Annotated in this window: 15 protein-coding genes and 1 pseudogene; 14 read left to right on the forward strand and 2 right to left on the reverse strand. The window is 50.2% G+C overall.

Translation table 11 applies throughout. From position 1 onward, the window contains the following. Positions 1-90 precede the first annotated feature (90 nt). The 6 genes from KZ498_RS23550 (at position 91) to KZ498_RS23575 (ending at position 3,922) form a co-directional block, all read left to right on the forward strand. Complete coding sequence (locus KZ498_RS23550) at positions 91-1,221, forward strand: hypothetical protein (protein ID WP_312622055.1); 1,131 nt, start codon at positions 91-93, stop codon at positions 1,219-1,221. Between the two features lie 213 nt (positions 1,222-1,434). Then, complete coding sequence (locus tag KZ498_RS23555; RefSeq protein ID WP_312622057.1) at positions 1,435-1,776, forward strand: hypothetical protein; 342 nt, start codon at positions 1,435-1,437, stop codon at positions 1,774-1,776. 79 nt (positions 1,777-1,855) lie between these two features. Continuing rightward, positions 1,856-2,395: a metal-dependent hydrolase gene (locus tag KZ498_RS23560; RefSeq protein WP_312622058.1), complete on the forward strand. Its 540-nt coding sequence runs from the start codon at positions 1,856-1,858 to the stop codon at positions 2,393-2,395. A 35-nt stretch (positions 2,396-2,430) separates the two neighbouring features. Further along, positions 2,431-2,847 carry a hypothetical protein gene (locus KZ498_RS23565; protein ID WP_312622060.1) on the forward strand — a complete coding sequence of 139 codons (417 nt, stop codon included), beginning with the start codon at positions 2,431-2,433 and terminating at the stop codon, positions 2,845-2,847. An 84-nt stretch (positions 2,848-2,931) separates the two neighbouring features. Beyond that, the gene (locus tag KZ498_RS23570) at positions 2,932-3,666 is read left to right on the forward strand and encodes a hypothetical protein (RefSeq protein WP_312622061.1); all 735 of its coding nucleotides are present in this window, start codon (positions 2,932-2,934) and stop codon (positions 3,664-3,666) included. A gap of 28 nt (positions 3,667-3,694) precedes the next feature. Next, positions 3,695-3,922, forward strand: coding sequence for a hypothetical protein (locus KZ498_RS23575; RefSeq protein ID WP_312622063.1), 228 nt, complete (start codon positions 3,695-3,697; stop codon positions 3,920-3,922). 31 nt (positions 3,923-3,953) lie between these two features. Here KZ498_RS23575 and KZ498_RS23580 read toward each other — a convergent pair whose 3' ends face one another. Continuing rightward, positions 3,954-4,562, reverse strand: coding sequence for a hypothetical protein (locus KZ498_RS23580; RefSeq protein ID WP_312622064.1), 609 nt, complete (start codon positions 4,560-4,562; stop codon positions 3,954-3,956). A 92-nt stretch (positions 4,563-4,654) separates the two neighbouring features. On the opposite strand from KZ498_RS23580, the gene KZ498_RS23585 reads away from it, so the two are divergent. From KZ498_RS23585 to KZ498_RS24825, 3 genes and pseudogenes are all read left to right on the forward strand, one after another. Continuing rightward, on the forward strand, positions 4,655-6,247 hold the full coding sequence (locus tag KZ498_RS23585; protein WP_312622065.1) for an Hsp70 family protein: 1,593 nt from the start codon (positions 4,655-4,657) through the stop codon (positions 6,245-6,247). Positions 6,248-6,262: 15 nt separating this feature from the next. Beyond that, a pseudogene (locus tag KZ498_RS24820) lies at positions 6,263-6,439 on the forward strand (DnaJ domain-containing protein); the annotation flags it as partial. A 531-nt stretch (positions 6,440-6,970) separates the two neighbouring features. Next, positions 6,971-7,873 (forward strand): hypothetical protein, encoded by a 903-nt coding sequence (locus KZ498_RS24825; RefSeq protein WP_396276196.1) that lies wholly within the window; start codon positions 6,971-6,973, stop codon positions 7,871-7,873. 49 nt (positions 7,874-7,922) lie between these two features. Here the strand turns inward: KZ498_RS24825 and KZ498_RS23595 are convergent, their stop codons facing one another. Further along, on the reverse strand, positions 7,923-8,327 hold the full coding sequence (locus KZ498_RS23595; protein WP_312622069.1) for a PH domain-containing protein: 405 nt from the start codon (positions 8,325-8,327) through the stop codon (positions 7,923-7,925). A gap of 301 nt (positions 8,328-8,628) precedes the next feature. On the opposite strand from KZ498_RS23595, the gene KZ498_RS23600 reads away from it, so the two are divergent. The 5 genes from KZ498_RS23600 to KZ498_RS23620 all read left to right on the forward strand — a co-directional run bounded on the left by KZ498_RS23600 (position 8,629) and on the right by KZ498_RS23620 (position 18,377). Beyond that, the gene (locus KZ498_RS23600; protein WP_312622071.1) at positions 8,629-9,108 is read left to right on the forward strand and encodes a hypothetical protein; all 480 of its coding nucleotides are present in this window, start codon (positions 8,629-8,631) and stop codon (positions 9,106-9,108) included. Between the two features lie 374 nt (positions 9,109-9,482). Continuing rightward, positions 9,483-12,572: a carboxypeptidase-like regulatory domain-containing protein gene (locus KZ498_RS23605; protein ID WP_312622073.1), complete on the forward strand. Its 3,090-nt coding sequence runs from the start codon at positions 9,483-9,485 to the stop codon at positions 12,570-12,572. A 361-nt stretch (positions 12,573-12,933) separates the two neighbouring features. Beyond that, positions 12,934-17,337 (forward strand): carboxypeptidase-like regulatory domain-containing protein, encoded by a 4,404-nt coding sequence (locus KZ498_RS23610; protein WP_312622075.1) that lies wholly within the window; start codon positions 12,934-12,936, stop codon positions 17,335-17,337. 376 nt (positions 17,338-17,713) lie between these two features. Continuing rightward, entirely contained in the window at positions 17,714-17,959 is a 246-nt protein-coding gene (locus KZ498_RS23615; RefSeq protein WP_312622077.1) for a hypothetical protein, read from the forward strand. Next, on the forward strand, positions 17,952-18,377 hold the full coding sequence (locus tag KZ498_RS23620; RefSeq protein WP_312622078.1) for a hypothetical protein: 426 nt from the start codon (positions 17,952-17,954) through the stop codon (positions 18,375-18,377). The genes KZ498_RS23615 and KZ498_RS23620 overlap by 8 nt, the downstream gene beginning before the upstream one ends.

Below are 18,377 nucleotides of genomic sequence, written 5' to 3' on the forward strand. Positions count from 1 at the left end.
GCGGGAGCAGCGTCTCCGATATGGTATTCAGCACTCCTGCGGTCGTGAGAGTGATAATCGACTCAAATCACTCAGGAGTATTCTGACGACATGACAACCACACTCAGTAACTTTGGTAGCGGCGATGCACAGCCTACGGGCGGACTCACGGGGATAGCAAAGGCAGCATTCCTGACTGAGCCCCCGAATCGAGAGAACACCGGGAAGTGGGAAGCCCCAGACACGGAATACGGACTCACCACCCACCGACACCGGGGGAGATACGGTGGTGGGAAAACTCATACTGCAGCAACTCACGAAGTCCGCTGGGTTTCTGGAGGCGACCTCGGGGGATACGTCGAAAAGTACGGAGACAAACTGCTACAGATTCCAGACACATACTCTGGGTTCAGCGAGTTCGAGCCATACCTGAGCTGTATCGATGGCCTGCTAACTGAGGCCTACGGGTACGGAATTGATGGGACGGCCGCAGAACGAGCCCTTCGGGTCCTGATCGACAATGGCAGGTACAACCGGAGCAACTATCACATCATTGCCTGTGGTCAATACCCGTGGGTTCTCATCGGAGATGAAGGCGTTCTACTCTGTTCGACGACCCCTATTGGCCGGACTGACTCAATCAGTCGGACGGTCCCCCTTTCACTCCCAACCGGAGAAGTTGATGTTGAAGAGGAAAATCCGACTGCTCTGACTGCACTCCGCCGCGTCGGGGCATATCTATCCGGCAATATCCCAGACGAAGCATCTGGAGAAAACACGATAGACACTCCAATCTCCCTGGAAGAGCACCTGCAACCTCCGCTGACCAAACGCCGGTCGAAATACCACAAGTTTACAGGTGAGCCATCCGGCGAAGAGTCCGAAACTGAACTCAGAATCAAACGTGGCGATCTATACTCTCTTGGAGCTATGGAACTGGACCCCCATTCGGTGCCGGGAGGAAATGGTACAGAACAGATTACGGCGCCGCAGTCTGGAATGGACGTCGAAGTATCATTCACCGACCCGCGAGAAATCGGAGAGAGTCACAGTGAAGGCATCGTCATCGGCTACTCATTTGACTGGGAATGCTACGGGTGCTCTACTGAAGAGGTCGCAGTCGTGACGACCTACCATCTCGAAGAACCGAGTATCGATGGGAGCCGAATCGAACTGACGATCAACACAACCCACACTCGTCTCGCAACCGTGACACCCGACTACAAAATCCATGACAACTGAAATACGGTCTACAGCAGCTCCTGTCCCAGAAAGCGAAACCCAGTCAGACGATAACGATCATCAACGCACCCCAGAAGACACCGTCGGAGGCCCAATAAGGGAGCCTCAAGGTCTATGGCACTTCCAACGGGCAGACCGGCTGTAGTCCGCTTCAAGAGCAGCGCGGCCACGAGTATTCAGTAGCTCTGGCGAATTGCGAGCCACTTTCTACAAATGAGTGAACCCACCCAACATCACGAACTCAAAGATAAGTACCGTGTGCAAGATATCCCTCGACTCGGCCCTGCTCGGAACGCTGCAAAAGAAACCGAAATCAGAGTCCATGTAGGCGACGAGGAATTCGTCACAGTCGCTATTGGCGACGCCGTTATTCGAGAATCCAGTATCGGCAAAGAGGTTCGAGTCATTCTCGAAACCTACACGCACGGGTTTGTAACGTGGATCCTAGACGAAAAGCGCTATTCCTACTATCCTCGAGACCACCTGGAAGAAGACCTCACAGTCGAAACCTATGATATCACAATCAAGGAAAACCCGTGGGAGATGGCCAATTAAGCCCCTCGACTCCAGGTCGCTGCATTTCGAACCTGTCCAGCACAACTATTTTGGATAGTAACTGGTAATTGCCTGAATAATGCATAAGCAAGGTCACTTCGGTCTAGGACTTCTGTCGACATCGGTGCTGGCCCTGCTATTATTGGAGGGTGGATTCACGCTGTGGGCCCCTTTCGTAGGGTTGGCTGGAATCGCTGGAGGCCTAATCCCTGATATCGATAACAAGCCGGTCGTTCCGTTCCAACACCACGGATGGACTCATACCGTCGTGTTCGGGGTCTTTGCTTCAATTTTCGTTGCTGGCTCCCTGTTCGCGGTTTTCCACGCCGCGATCACGGTAACTTCAGGGACATCCTTTGCCGTGGCTGAGCCATCCTTGCTAGGAAATCTGGCCCTCACAATTCTACTCTATATGGCCGCCTTCGCCGGCTTTCTCTCACACCTATTTGGAGATACCCTGTCAACGGCAGGAGGGACCCTCCTCATCCGGCCTTGGAAACCCATCTCAGAAAACCACGTTCGAATTGGTGTGACTACCGCAGGAAACCCTGTGTATAATCTGGGCTTTTTTGTCGCGGGGGCATTCTCTCACCTTCTCCCATACTATGTCTACCTATGATATGAGCGTATTCGGTCCAGCCGCTCGTGTGCGCTATGTCTCAAAGTAAGTCGCAATCAACCCTCAGTGGTGATGCAGCGTCGGTTGAACAGACAACTGACGAGGAGTCTGAAGAAGAACTTCAGGCGTCCCTCGTCGACGGTGTCGAACCGACCCAATCGTCTCCAACTGAGGCGACCGAAGCAAACGACAACCTCAACGGTGAAGAAGAAAAGGGAGCTCCAGACGACGGTGAAGAAGGTCTAGAAGAATTTGGGGTTGAGGAAGATGCACGACCCAATAACCCGAAACTGGATAACCCCGACGGAGAAATGGAAGCAGACCGCCGGGTAAATCGTCGCAACGGCGACGACGAAGACACTGGAACACAGAAGCAACTATTCCCTGACGTCGAGGATGACCAAGCAACGCTCACGGGTGGCCGAGCACGTAACCAGTGTCTCTTTGACTAACACCGGTATCCATACTCGTCTCTCGCAACCCCCTAATTAAGGCTTAGAATTAAGTGTAAGATTCTCTTCGGAATATCTACTATCATGAACGAATCTAAAGACAATCGTACCGGGACAGATAATAAGGAAACCGTCCAGGCAATGCTGACTGACTCTGAACTTTCGCAATTACATTCTCAGCGCTATTTCAGCGGCGATGGGACATGGACGGAAGCCCACGTCATAGTCGCCATCGTCGATGGAGCTAACGACGATATTGCTCTCTCAAAAGCCGCTGCTGCATTCAAAAATCGAGAAGACAAACCAGATCCGCTCTTCGCTCACGACAAGGAGGATACTTACGACCTCGCTATCGGTCTTGAGTCGCTCCCGCTCGCGATATCCGAAACCCCCTGGTCCAGCAGGAACGCGATTATCGAATTAGGCACAGACGAAGCCGCCGACGCATTAGACCTGATCGTGGCTGACTCTAATTTTGAAGAGGGAACATCCATCGCGTACAATGAATGGGGCAAGCAGCTTGCGTCTGAATCAGCGGTCCGGAGCCACGCCACCTCTATAGAAGAAAACGGCTGGATTGTAGTTGGCGTTGGGTTGAAGCCAACTGGGGCAGGTGATGGGAATGAACAATACATCGGTGAGACAATCGAAGTCCACTGTCCGAACTGTGGCCCCCAGCCAGCTGAGTGTAAGAATATCGTCTATGAAGAGCGCCATGACGGACACAATGGAATCTGGGAGTGCTCCAACTGTGACGATGTCTTCCGAGGTCCCCACCCACGAGGCCCTTCGCGACAGGAACTCATCAAAGACAAATAACATTGCAACAATTTCACTTCTGTAGCTTATGAAGGATAAGACAGACTCTGCCGGATATGTCTTCAGAAACTTCCTCTCAATCGCCGTGTTCGGACTGACAGTCGAACTCGTTCAGGGGTGGGCACCGTCAATCTTCCTCGGCGGGTTCCTCTTTTCTTGGTTCTATATTTTTGGTGAGTGTCTCATATCTTCGCAGCCTCAGTCCAAACAGGAAAAATACCTACAGTACAGGGCCGAAAAGCAAAACCAGCAGTAACAAATCGGGAGGGCGCTGCCCTCTATAAATATCAACTACTGTCCTGTTCCTTTGTAGTGCGAATGTTCTGGATATTGTCCCGAACCGTCTCCGGTTGAACACCACGGGCCTCAGCAATTGCTTCGGGTGTCCACCGATCAGAACCGTGCTCAAACACCAGGTAGTCCAGAACTGGATTGACTACCTCCCGTCGGTCCAGTTCTTCCATCATCAGGTCCCACGGCGACTTGTCGTTTGAGTGCCACCCCAATGACACATCTGAAAACTCCTTGCCGTCGGAGTTGTACTCCCCACGTATTCGCACATACTCTTGCTCTTCCAGTTCACTGAGGATATGTGCTGGGAGCGACTCGACAGCCTCTGAAGGGACTCTGTAGGCCCTGCGGTCATTCATTTTCGCCACATCTACAGCAGGCAAATGAGTATCAGATTCATCAACGAACTCCATCATGTAGCCGGATTCAATTGTGACGTACCCCCGTTCTGAAGCCAAGATTTCAGTCACCTCGTCCCCATCCTCGACTGAGCGTACGACCTCGGACAACCCACGACCTCGGGCAAGCCGACATGCAAGCTCATCCCCATTTCGCAAGCTACTCACACTTTCTGAGGATGCGATATAGAGGAAAATGTATGCCATTGACTTACCATTTAGTTTGTTATAAAATAAAAATACTTGGCCGAGTATTCAGTAGGTAATGCAATCATAGACGCTCGAATTCTCGTATTCCTATGACTCAAACTCCACCTCCAATCGGCATTGACCTTGGGACGTCGAACAGCGTGATTGCCACTGCAACCAACGGCAACTTCGAGATTCTCGAAAACAAGCGAGGAGACCGTAAAACACCATCAGTCGTCAGCTACGATTGGGAATCGAACCAAGTCTTCGTTGGGAAGCAGGCAGCGAACCGGGCTGTTAGCAACCCTGAGGATACCATCCAGTCCATCAAGCGACACATGGGGGATGACGAAACGTTCCCTCTCGGAAATGAGACCCACCGCCCAGAAGGCATCAGTGCGCTCATCCTGAAAAAACTCGTTCAAGACGCAGAAGCACAATTGGACCGCCCGATCGAAAATGCGGTCATTACGGTCCCAGCATACTTTTCAGAGAAACAGCGGAAGGCAACAAAAAAAGCCGGAGAAATAGCTGGTATCACCGTTGACCGGATTATCCCTGAACCAACCGCAGCGTGCCTCGCTTACGGCCTTCAGGCTAGTTCGGAAAAATCTGTCTTCGTCTACGACCTTGGCGGCGGAACGTTCGATTGCTCTGTTGTGAATATCAGTGACGGGCTCGTTGAAGTCGAAGGCGTCGACGGGAATGCCGATCTCGGCGGAGACGACTATGACGGACTCATCGTTTCATGGCTGATTGACCAGATAGAACAAAGTCACGGGAGCAAGCCAGACGTATCCGACACAACAGTAGAATCTCGATTGTTCGAAGCCGCCAAGAAGGCAAAACACGAGCTGACATCGCTGACCTCTACTTCATTTTCGCTTCCGTACGTTGAATTGGAGGACGGTAGTACAGCCAACTTCGAGAAGACGCTCACCCGGGATACTTTCAAGCAGATAACCGCTGGCCCAACTCAGGAAACACTGGACATCACAAAAGAATTCCTGAAAGGCGCTGGTATCACCCCCACAGACATTGACGATGTGATTCTGGTCGGTGGGGCAACTCGAATGCCCGCCGTCCAGAACGCAGTAGAGCGTCTATTCAGTCAAGAACCAAAGGTGGGGATCAACCCTGATACCATCGTCGCGTTAGGGGCTACAGCACAGGCCTGTATCAGTCAGGAAATACCTGTTCCATCATCTGAGTCGGCGAATATCACTCCTAAGACGGATTCCCCATCAAACGAGGCTGTCCTTGGGAGCGACTCGCAGCCTGTCTTACTGGACGTCCTCCCACAAACAATCGGTGTGAAAATGGCTCATTTTGAGACCAAAGAGACCTACTTCCAACCCCTCATCATGAAAGACGAGTCGATTCCAGCCGAGACAGAAATATCGACCACGCCGCTTGAGGACTATCAGACCCACACAACGTTCGAAATTTACCAAGGAGAAGCTGGGACGATTGAGGGCAACGAATTAGTAGACGAATTCACTCTCGGTCCATATCCACCGAAGGAGCGAGACGAAGCCAGTCATCGAATGAGTATTCAGATCGATGCTGACGGCATCATCCACGTTGAGGCTGTCGACGAACAACACAATACTAGGGAAGGTATTCAGATAAATGCAGAGTTTGAACTCAGTGAAAACGACATGCAGTCTGTGCAGTCAGATTTGCCAGCTCTCCACGACTGAAGGAATTCCCTCTATATGAACAGTAGTACCGCAGCCAAGGTTCTCGGTGTCTCAGAAGGGGCGACTAAAGACGAAATTGAAGACGCCTACCGAACAGCAGTCAAATCGCATCACCCAGACGTTTCTGACGACCCAGACGCTACCGAAAAATTTCTCCAGGCGAAGAAGGCCAAGGAGGTCCTCCTAAGCCACCGGTCTCGCAGTCACCAGCACTCTACACAGAACAACCAAACAGAATCGAGAAACAAGTCAAAAACGAGTCGACAACGCTCTTCCCGATACCAACGCAAGCAAAAAACCTACCAGAAGCCAGGGGAGGGCACGTCTGAAAATAACACGAAAACGACTGGAGATTCACATACCTCTGACTGGCGCTCAGATCGCCAGCGTCGAAAAGCAGGCAAGCAATCTCAGTCCCAGTCGAACCAGCAATCGGAGAAAGGAACTAAGACACAGTCTGGCTCTCGTACCCAATCTCGCACCCAATCACAGTCCAGTAGCCAATCACAGTCCAGTAGCCAATCACAATCGGGCAGTCAATCACAATCAGAATCGCAGGAGAGTCAGTCAAGTTGGGCGGACGAGTGGGGAAATCCCCTCGGTTATAGATATCAACGTTCCGTAGTCAGCTATCTTGTCGGTTATATTCTTATTGTCTGTGATGGGTTTCTCAAGCCCAATGAGGATCGGGAACGAAGAATACGAGAGGGGTCGTTCCAGCCAGTGCCTGACCAACTCCTTACCGCACTGACATACTCGGGAGAAAAATTCACTGGGGTTTTGCGACAATGGAAAAGCCAGACCGCGGTGATCGCAAGTATCATCGGGGTAACGCCTGCAATCTTACTTAGCGCATTTCATCAGCCCCTATCTTGGGTACAAGGAGCCGCTGTCATCACGACAGTCACATCCGGATATGTCGGAGCGACCCTCTACAACGTGAAGCGTGGTGGCAGTCAATGGGGCGAAGCAATGCACTCGCCCAGTGAACAATTCGATATGGACACCTGGTCCCCACTGGGTGACCTCCTGTTATTGATAGTATATACACTCACATATGCTATCGCCGTCACATCCGTCCCTGAACTGTTCTATGCGTCGTTACAGTTCTTCCCGATCTTATTCGTTTATTCAATTCCTGTGGTGTTCGCCATTGAACGAGGGTACAAACAGTTCACTGGAAATATCGCCCACACTGTGTTCGGGTACAAGGGTCAGGTGGTGACACTTGGCATCGGTATGGTCGTAGCCGGATATCTCATACACACCGACCCGCTTCAACCAGCGTCACCCGCTGCCCTGCTCGGAATTGAAACCAGCCGACTACCGTTTGCCACTCCATCCGCAAACGGAGTTTTAATCTCAATCTGGAGTGCCTCTTGGTACTTATTCTTGACACCAGCCCTCAGTATCCTAAATATTGGATGGATTCGCAATCGGGAAGATTGGAAAGACAATCTTCCAGCACAGATAGTGTGGAATGGGCTCGTGAGCAGTTGTGTCGGTATCCTACTATGGACAGCCCTCCCATCCACCACGTTACCTCTGGAACCACATCTGGCATTCCAGCACCTCATACTGGGATGTGCGGTGTTCCTGTACGTGTACGGTATCGCTACTGACTAGCATGAAATTCAGAATGGAACTCTTTCACGGACCGGGACTCGGAGGACTTCTACAGGGGTGAAGCTGCCCGTCGAGACTCCCCTTCGGTGATCCGCTCACGAATCAATTTAGCAGCTCGGGATGGGTGGGGCACATCCCGGAGCACTACATCTGTCCCGCCTGTCCCGGCCGTCTCAACATAAACATCTCCTTTATTGACAATACGGTCAATGTAGCTTTGCTCATATCGACAATCCTGCACCCGAGAAAGAACAGTCGGGTCTACATTTCTGGCAAATATTTTCCTTTTCGCCCAGAGATTCTTTTCTGTGATAACGTAGTGCGTAGATATGCGTCGGAGTTGGGCAGTCACAACTGGGAAAAATACCAGTGGAATGCTGAGCGCAATGAGAAGCCTAACGTTGTAGCCCAAAATCTCCACACCCTTTGTAGCGTCCCAAAACAGCAGCATCATCAAATTTATCGCCATAAATGCTGACAAAATGACTTGTTTGATCATGAGCCACCGTGAGGGATGCGTATGAACAAGTATTCGTTCGTCGCTCCGGGTCTCTAACCACTCGGTTCCAAACATTATCTGTGATAACTTGAATCGACCTGGTACAATTATTTTGGGGAAGCAAGAACCAAGCGACTTCGATCCAAGATAGCGCCCCAGTATTCTGCCTATAATACTTCCGCAAGGTGATATTAAGAAAAAACTGAGGCGATGTCGGCCATTGGGTTTAAATAAACTCAGCAATTCCAATTATTACATGGAGCATGAACGCCGAAGGGACAGAGTCTGGAAAAACGTACTCCTTATGGCCTACAGATATGGTGAGGTGAATATTAACAATCTTGATGTCAAAGTAACTGACAAAGTGGAAACATACGATGAAGCGATGGATCTGATTGCAGAGGAAGAATACAGAAGCGACGAGGATATCACAAAGAACCCGGACGGAACATTTACCGTGGTGTTGGAACCAGATATGTCCGATACTGGGAAGCGTTCGGTTTTGAAAACACTGTCTTCAGATAGGTACAATTTCTTAACTAAATCTGAGAAGGAAGCAGGGGTTTGGGAGACTGGCCCTCTACTGAAAGTACTTTTCGGGTTTGATGACAATTATTCCGGGCAACGTCTCGTCGAAGTATCTGGCCCCGCCGCTGAACACCCAGAATTGGAGGGGGACGATATTGGCAGTGTTATTAAAGTAGTGGAGGACTCCGGCATAGAAGAAGTCAGTTGAGTAATCCTGCGTATCGTTTCGTCGTATGCACGGTTTTTGTGCGTGGACTTTACGCGAGTGCAGACTTCCTTCCGAACCACAGCTGTGGCAATTGAATCGTTTGGTCCCCTTCATGCAATTTGAGAACAGAGAAATAAGCTCTACATATCTCAATCTCTACTATTTGTAATTCGCTAGACTCCGTTTCTACGACTCAGATAGGGCATTTTCGGTGCGTGACTACAGTACTTACAGAAGTTTTTAGTAAAGAGTACAATTATTACGGATAACAGAATCCTAGACATCTGTTAATGTGATTTTACCTCCAATCGTTCAACCGAAACGACACCGCTGACAGATGACATAGGCTGAAATGACAATAATGGGTGGTTAAAGTGGCCAACACATCTCTCGAAGAAATCAGCACAACGTCGAGAAGCGAAATGGTTTGTCCACACTGCTGGACAAAGGGGCTAAAAAAATCAGAAAGCTACGCTTCCCAGTTCAGCGGGAGCGATAAGAAAGAAGTCATATACGCTTCTTCTTGCTCAAATTCCAGTTGCAGGAATTACGATAGCGGCCGTGAAGACCCAGGTCGCGTCCCGCCAGAACAGGTGAAAAAGCAGTATTCATCTGTTCCACTTGCAGGACAGATTGGGGAGCTCTTAGGGGGCAATCTTAAAATCGCTGGATTAGTCATTATCGTCGCCATAGCCGGAGTTGTTTTACTCACAACAGGGCTTCCCTTTGGAGGGGCTGGAAACGGTGGCGGAACCGCCCAGGCCGAAGACATTTCCTATGAAAATATCACTGAATCAGATAGTGGATTCTCCGCCGTCAAAACAGAGGGTGAGTGGACAATCTACGAGTCTGCTGATGGCGAGCGATATCTCGTCGCTGGTGAGATTCATGGGAATGTGACGTACTTAGAAAAAGACGGTTCTACTACTCTCCAACCACATACATTCGATTCAGTCGGTGCTGCCGAGGACGCTATCTTTGCGTGGAAAACAAAGCACGATCAGGACCCAGACGCATATCCTGAACCGACTCAAACTAGCGAGAATCTCATCAATCAGACGAATTGGAAAATATTCGAGCACAAGGACAAATACATTGTTGCGGCCGTTATCGACGGGGAAGTTGTCTACTTAGACGGCGACTCGACTATTTCAGATACTCCCTTCCTTTTCGACACGCGGGACGATGCCCGCTCTGCGCTATTAGAATATTACAATCAGTACGGAAACGAATCACCTGATGGGGACTCTATCACTACTGTTGAACGGGGAGAGTTACGAGAAGCTCTCACTGAATATGATTCGGATGGAGACCTAACTGACAATGACTCAGATGATGGAGGTCTCCTCAGTTCGGACGACGATGGAGGACTGGTTTCAGGCGACAGTCAAGACTCCGAAAACACCTCACAAATTACCGGGCAGATTGTGGATTCCAACGGGGAGCCCGTCGAAGGGGCAACTGTTCACCTCTACTCAACCCCCCGGACGACCACTACGAACTCTGAGGGGCGGTACCACTTCGAGGAGGTACCTGCAGGTGAGCACCACCTGTTCGTCGACCCACCAGAAGGCACTGATATGGTGGCCACTCAGAACGCGACCCTCCAAATGGGCGAGACAGGTGAACTCCGGATCAAGAACAGTAGTAGTCAGTATTCGGCCTTTGAATCGGACGGTGCTGTTACTAACAATGAAATCACTATCCAACCTCCGAAAGGGCGACCGATCAATATTGCAGGCCAGGGGTCCCGAGTAGCAGCACCAGTTACCTTCAAGAACAGCAAGAACGCAGACGATGTCGAAGTCACACTGAAAGGAGTATACACTGAGGGGACCACTCGGAAACAATACCAAGGTGACAGCTATTCTGTCTCACCCGGTATTGACGGAAATACGAAGCCAAAACGACAGCGACTAACAATCCAGGGAATCGCTGCCACCGAAGAAATCACCGAAACTGGCCAGGCAGACCCATCGGGGACGCAAATCCCAATCAAAGGAAACAGCGATCCCGGCCGCGTCACTGTCGACCTGAAAGAAAATTATACGGAGACCATCAAAACCCGCAGCAGCCAACTGAGTGGGAGCTCTGTTCCGCTAAACAACACTGGAAACCTCTCGCCAGATAATATCAATCTCACCCTAAAAACCTCTCAGAAGACCTACGATAGGCAAACTGACAAGGTCGATCTTCAAACTAGCGACCCCAATGAAACCGCAGTGTATCAGGCTAGTGATACAGAAACAGTCCAAATTAGGTCGAACTATTCGTACAACTACGACAACTACGATTCTTATTGGAGTGGGGACGACCGTGAACACCACCACTACGAGTTCGAAGACGAGGTCCGTGTATTTATCGACAGAGCAGATGGACCCAATGAAACAATCTACCGATATCATGCAGAGAGGGACCCCGAAAGTTATGACTCCCCATATAAGGATTACAAAGGTTGGTACTACGGTATAGACGATGGTGGCTGGAGTAATTCGACGGTAGATCTACAGCCTGGTGACAGAGTGATGATAGAGGCTGATAGGTGGACTTCCGATGATTGGATAATCGCTGATAACGTCGAACTGGAGTCCCATGTCTATAAATTAAAATCCCCAGAGAGCGTCTCAGTAAAAGGGGCTGGCGATGGGTTCAGCACGGAGAAAGTTGGAAGCGGTGATTCAGTCACTATCACCAGTTCAGATATTAAAACTGAGCCAGGGATGGACGAGATAGAAGTTTCTGCTGACAATCTTAATATCGAATACCAGTTGAACTACACTGAGCGTTCCGGGACAACTGGCGCAGCAGTCGGTGTGAATGGTAAGCAGTACTGCAGAGACCCAGATGGTCTCACTCAGACTGTCTCCTGTGACATTCCGACACAGGACCTGAAGAATGATGCACTCGAAATCGGCAGTGCCGAAGGGTCCGTTCCCTATACAGTCACCTATACGAAGCGAGATATCCCAGAACAGGCCACCGTTGAGATCAATGGGAAAGAATACAAATATCCCCAAGACTTCAGCGCTGACGGCCCGTTAGGCGGGAACGGTCAATCGATAGCAATTGACTCTCTACAGCCCGGTGAGAATAGTATCGATGTAGCAACAGGCTCAGTCAACGGAGCGCAACCAGCACTAAAAACAGTCATCCGTCACAGTAGTGAGCCAAGGCAGACCAACAACCCAACGATATATGTCGTTTCTGCGTCCGGTGAAGTCAATTCCAAGCAGTTACCCGATTCGGCGCTCGTCAATGGGCAGCTCGTCGAGAACGAGACAGTCACACTCCCAGAAAACTGGTTCAGTGAGGGACGGAATGTCGTCGTAGTCGAGACTACAGATTCCTCTCAGGTTAAGGTTGAGGTAGAAGGGCAGGGGCTTCAGACGCAAACACTAGAATTCAGGCCAGCAGCAGAGGTGTCGTCTCCGACAGAGATTCCGGACAAATCAGACGGAAACTAGTAAAAAGATGTCAAGCGACTCTGAGACACCCACCGCGACTTCGAAAGACGAACTAACCTGCCCAGATTGTGGAGCGACCGGGGTTAAAATAATATCTAGCCACGCCTCCCGATACAACACATATCTTACCAAGGTCCGGCAGGCATCCGGCTGTACCACCCCTGAGTGTCGCCACTATTACCGGAGTGAAGATTCAACCCCGATACCCTCATTCGAAATTGACAAACAGTATTCTCCAGGGCCAATCGATAGGACGCGAGACCTATTAGGCCAGTTCCGTGCAAAAGCGACATTACCTCAAGTCCGGGGACGAGTCATCCATCTTGGACTGACTGTTGTCATAGCCGCCGTTCTAATCGGGATGATCCTATCACTCGGATTCGTATTTAATGGCGGTGTCGCACAAGCCGATTCAGGATTCGAGAAAGTGGGTGAAGTAGATGGCTGGGTAATTTATATGAACGATGGCGAATATCTGGTATCTGGGAACTTTGACGGGGAGATTCGGTATCTTGGGCCCAATGTGAGTGTCTCTGATAGTCCACACTTCTTTACCAGTGAATCTACTGCGAGGGATGCCATCTCAGCATGGCAAGCGGCCAGAAAGGCGAATCCCGAACAGTACCCGGCTCCAGACAGCGGGGAAGAACGAAATGGTATCTACCCTGCAGCAGATATCTGGAGTCTCTACGAACGCGATGGGGAGTTCCTCGTCTCTGGTATGGAAGACGGGGAAGTCGTTTACCTCCACCCCAACGCGACCGTCAATGATCGGCCATATGTGTTTGACAACCGTGCAGCTGCCGAGGAAGCAATACTCGAATGGCTCGCTGAGAATAGAGACAATAACAGTGAGATTCGCCCTGTTGACCCGGCGGGCTTCACCTCCAATCTTCAAAACCAGTCCATAGACAGCGAGGGCTGGGAGAAAGTAGAAGTGTATGACACAGCGTTGAGAAAGACCGATACTGAGAACGTTGTCCAAGGTCGGGTCTACAATTCACAAGGACACCCAGTTGAAAATGTTACCGTCCACCTACATTCTGACCCTCAAACCAGACAGACCAACCGACACGGTGAGTACATATTCACCAACGTCTCTGCCGGTGAACACACGCTCTTCGTCGAACCACAAAATGTATCTAAGAACGTTGCTCCGCGGGACGTTCAACTGCAGGTCGATTCGGGGGGCAATATCTCCGTCTCAACCGATAGAAAGGGTACGATATACTTCGAAAATGAGGGTGACGTCGTTCTAAACCGAATCGGTTTCAAATTAGAGCAGTCTGAACGAGTTTATGTCCACGGAGAAGGCAACAACTTGACTGGGTATTTCACTGTATATCAAGCTGCCAACGCTGAGAACTACAGTGTCACACTTGCGGGTGCCTACAATAGCACACTCGATAAAGAAACGATTAGTGGGAAGGCATCGAGTAAGTCCCTCCATGTCGATGGGAATGAAGAAACCGCGACAACATACATGGCGCTCAGTGCAAATAAAACAGTCGCAACGAGAGATATAGAAGGCGCATACCAGTCTGGAGACCCAAACCCTTCAGTAGACATTATCGGGAATAAACACCCCGAAGACGCTACCATAACGCTATACGGACAATATAATACAACCGAGGTTGCGCTGAGCGGGGACTCCGATAGTGTTCGGACTGTTGACGTCGGCGGCTCAATAAACCCGATAGGGGACTCAGAAAATAACGAACCGGTGTTGACGGTCTACGGGTCTAACAGAACAGAGTCCTTCTCAAAGACCCGAACGGATATCTCCAGTAACGAATACACTGAGACAGTCCCTGGGAACAGCAAACCGATTAATACTGAAATCAGACTGTCCGGCGATACACTCATCGGTAGTGAACAATCCCGACAAGTGGGATATCAGGGAACTACTGAAGTTGGAGGGAATATCGACCCGTCGGGTACAACAGCTACATTTTACCCAGAAACAGAACTCACCGACCAATCTGTCAGTGGGACTGGTACGGAGACAGTAACTATTTCCGGGAACATGGACCCAGAACCAAGCGATTCTGGCGATGATCCAAAAATCACCGTTAATGGGCGAGAGACAGTTTCCGAGCGGTCGATATCTGGTTCCGGAAGTGGGTCTGTCACAAATAACGGGAATATCGACAGTAACGCAGAAATTACGGTATCTGGTTCTGAGGAAACTACTCATCGGAGCATCACTCACACTGGAACAAATGATATCACAAACAACGGAAACCTCGATACGTCTGCTACGGTCACGGTTCATGGTAAAACAAATTCGTTAGGGACTCAGACCCAAACTGGCCAGCTTGTAGATGGTGAGTCTGACACCCTGTGGGTTGGCGGGAACGTTCCTGCAAAAAATGCTGAAATAACTCTCACATCGAGTCCTACGAGTACAAGTAAGGACTTCTACAGCTATGAAGATGATTTTAATGACGCTGAATCATACCGATGGACGGTGGACGGATCTTATTGTGAAGATGGTATGCGGTACGACAGCCACGAGATGACGATCTCTAACGTTAACGGAGAGATTGGGTCAATAACAGAGCGTTGGGCCGTACGCGAAGGGTATGATAACTCTTACACTGTGAGTATAGATTGGACATATAAGGCTTATTTAATTCGAGATGACGGGACTAAGCAATATCTCGGTAAAGATACCGACAGTGTGTGGTCAAGTAGATATGTTGACTACAGTACTGGAAAGTTCGTATTCGACGGTCTGTCGGTTGACCCACCAAAAGACGGGGAAGTAACGATAAGACTTGAGGGGTCTGGTGAATGGAGATGCTCCAGCGGTCGGATACAGTACTCAACGGCTGAGCTGATTGTGGACCAGAAGGCAGCGAACGATGTTGATGTAAGCGTAGATGGTTCAACTAAGGCGTCCTCAGTCTCACTGGATGGTCGATCGGAAACCATCTCTCTCAACGAGTTCGAAACTGGCAGCCACTCCGTCTCAATTAGCGGTGCCGGTGTTGTCGATTATGAGGCATCTTGGGATGAGCGCAGGGTACCAGAAGACATCTCTGTCGATACGGATGAAGATGGAAATGCAGAGTTAGTCAGACAGTCCCCACTTCCAGAGGGTGAAAGTATCTCAACAACCACGGAACTCAGTCCCGGTAGTACGACGATAGCAATCAGTAATAATGGTCCGACTCCCTCTTGGGGCGCGAGTTTCACCGAGGTGACCGCAACGGACAATATTCGGGCTGACTTGAACGGTGACGGAAATACCGACATTGACCGGAGTAAGCCCCTTAGAGCGAGTCAGTCGGTAACGCGGACTGTTTCGATGAACCCCGGCTCAAACACTGTTTCAGTAGACCATTCAGGCCCAGAGCCGGGTTGGAGTGGTTCGGTTTGGGAGACTAACGCAACTCAGAATCCAACAGTGACGGTTAAACAAGAGTCTACAACTACGGAAGAGATTCTCACTGAGGGTGAGACTGCGACACTCCGAATATCCTCTTTGGAAGCCGGTGAGAATACTATTGACTTATCGACAACAGATGGACCCAAACCAGCCTGGACGATCTACTACACTGCAAACTCGACCACGAAGAACCCGACTGTTGACGTGGGTGGGAACGGAGACATAGATGCAACTCATTCGGGTGCGATTACCTCTCCAACAACGGTTGACCTCAATGGGCTTTCACCCGGGAAAAATAAAGTCATAGCTGGCAGTGGTTCAGGGCCGACGCCACAGGTCAAGGTCACATTCAAAAACCGGACCGCCGCTGAAAATCCATCGGCGTCTGTCGGTGGCGAGATAGTCAGTCACACAGGGTTACTTCGCCAAGGTGAGACGGCTACATTCGAACTTTCGGGAGTAGACAAAGGGGATAACACCGTCTCAATCTCAACAGATGCAGGGAGAGTTGACTACACTCTCTCCGGCGATTCGGTCTACCTACTCGAAGATCCCGGTCTAGACTACGATGATGATGAACTCAACGATGCCGGTTATCAGGGGACTCTCGACCAGGGGGAATCTGTCACTATTGAGGCAGCCGGACTCCAGCACGGGACACAAGAACTTGACTTCAACTCGGAAGTGAATCAAATCAAGTATGAACTGAGTTATACCGAGCGAAATGTGACAAAAACTCCGAGTTTCGATATTGGGGGAGCTACCGCCTGCAAACAACCGGGGATAACAGGTGATGCTCAAGAATGTGACGTCCCTGCTGCCAACCTCTCAATAGGGTCTAATACACTGGACCTATCCACGATTAACGGAACGGTCAGATACGAATTCGAATATACTGCAGTCACGGCCCCCGAATCGGCAACCATCTCAGTGGCCGGTTCCACTCATCAATATCCTGCCGACTTTGCTGGGAGCGGGAAGTTACCCGACGACCCCACGAGAGAGGAGACGAAGAACATCTCTGCCCTCTCTCCAGGTACCCACTCTGTTTCAATTTCGACTGGCAAAGTCGATGGATTAGATACCGCAGCTGACGTGACCGTTACATTCTCTAACCGGTCATATCAGAGCGAGAATCCGACTATAGCCGTCACAGACTCAGAGGGGGTCCAGCGCTCAAAGACAGTCCCCGATACGGCCCTGAGCGCTGACGGCCACCTTACAGGGACGTACCGCATGCAAATTCAGTCGGAGTGGCTTACAGAAGGTCAGAATACAATCCATGTCCAGCCACCCGGCAAAACCACAGTCAATGCGACTGTCCGAGGGACCGGATTAGTCAACCAAACCCGGCAGTTCCAAGAAGGGTAGCTCGCTCAAACCAATCGTATCTCGGGAACTACAGACCTTGTTGAGCATGATGTCAATCTCTCGTATTGCCAGGAATATCTTCGGTACTGCCACCACCGAACAGTCCAGATATTTGGAATATCTGGTTTCGATTATTATGTGTGATATTGGATTTATAAGTGGCTGATTTAAACTACCCTCAATATTTGGTGTTTGGGAAATCCTCACAGATGGCTCATACTGCCCGTAAAGGACAGTTAGAACGGATTTCAGCCAGGGTGGTGTAGCCGTACTGTACATACTGCTTGCATAAATTTTAAAAGGAACTAGTCGAGTGTGATAACTGGGAAGAGAGTACAACTATTAGGAATTCAAAATGGTAACAACTCGAAACAGAATGACAATCTCGCTCAAACCCCGCCACAGTGTCTGGCTCGACTGGCACGGTCAGATAGTGGCGTCCCAAATATTACAAAACGAGATTGATGAACGGATCGCCGCTACAGTCGGTCCGTTGCAGTTCAAAAGAGAACTTGAGTTCCTCAAAGAACGCGGACAGACAATAGCGGACATCACCGACCAGTTCGACAATTACCAAGAGTTCCAGAATCACCTCCAGACGCAAATACTCAACGATGCCTAACGAAACCTCAGATCAAGACGGTCAGGACAGTACAGAACCCCTCATCAGCAGAACAGACTATATGCTGTTGAAAGCGATGGCGGTGGTTGGGGTCGCAACCCTATTCATGGGGACCGCAGCGGCTCAAAGCGATCCGATTTGCGGAGAGGGACAAGCGAGCGTCATCAGTAGCACCATCAATACGATCATCCAGTTAGCCACCTACGGTGGAATAATAGGCACGGCGCTGACCTTCTTTGGAACTTCCGCTATTGAGTCTGCCCCTGTTGGTGACGAGCGCCGAGAGAAGATGAAAAGTGTTCGCAAAAAGTCATTCAGCGCTTCGACCAAGCTGGTGTTCGGTGGACCCCTCCTATACATCATCATTACCCAGAGCGGACTGCCGTGGGGGGAGTGCATCACGCTGGTTCCGTTCTAA

This window comes from Haloarcula sp. 1CSR25-25 (assembly GCF_032027985.1).
In the GTDB taxonomy this organism is placed as follows: Archaea; Halobacteriota; Halobacteria; order Halobacteriales; family Haloarculaceae; genus Haloarcula.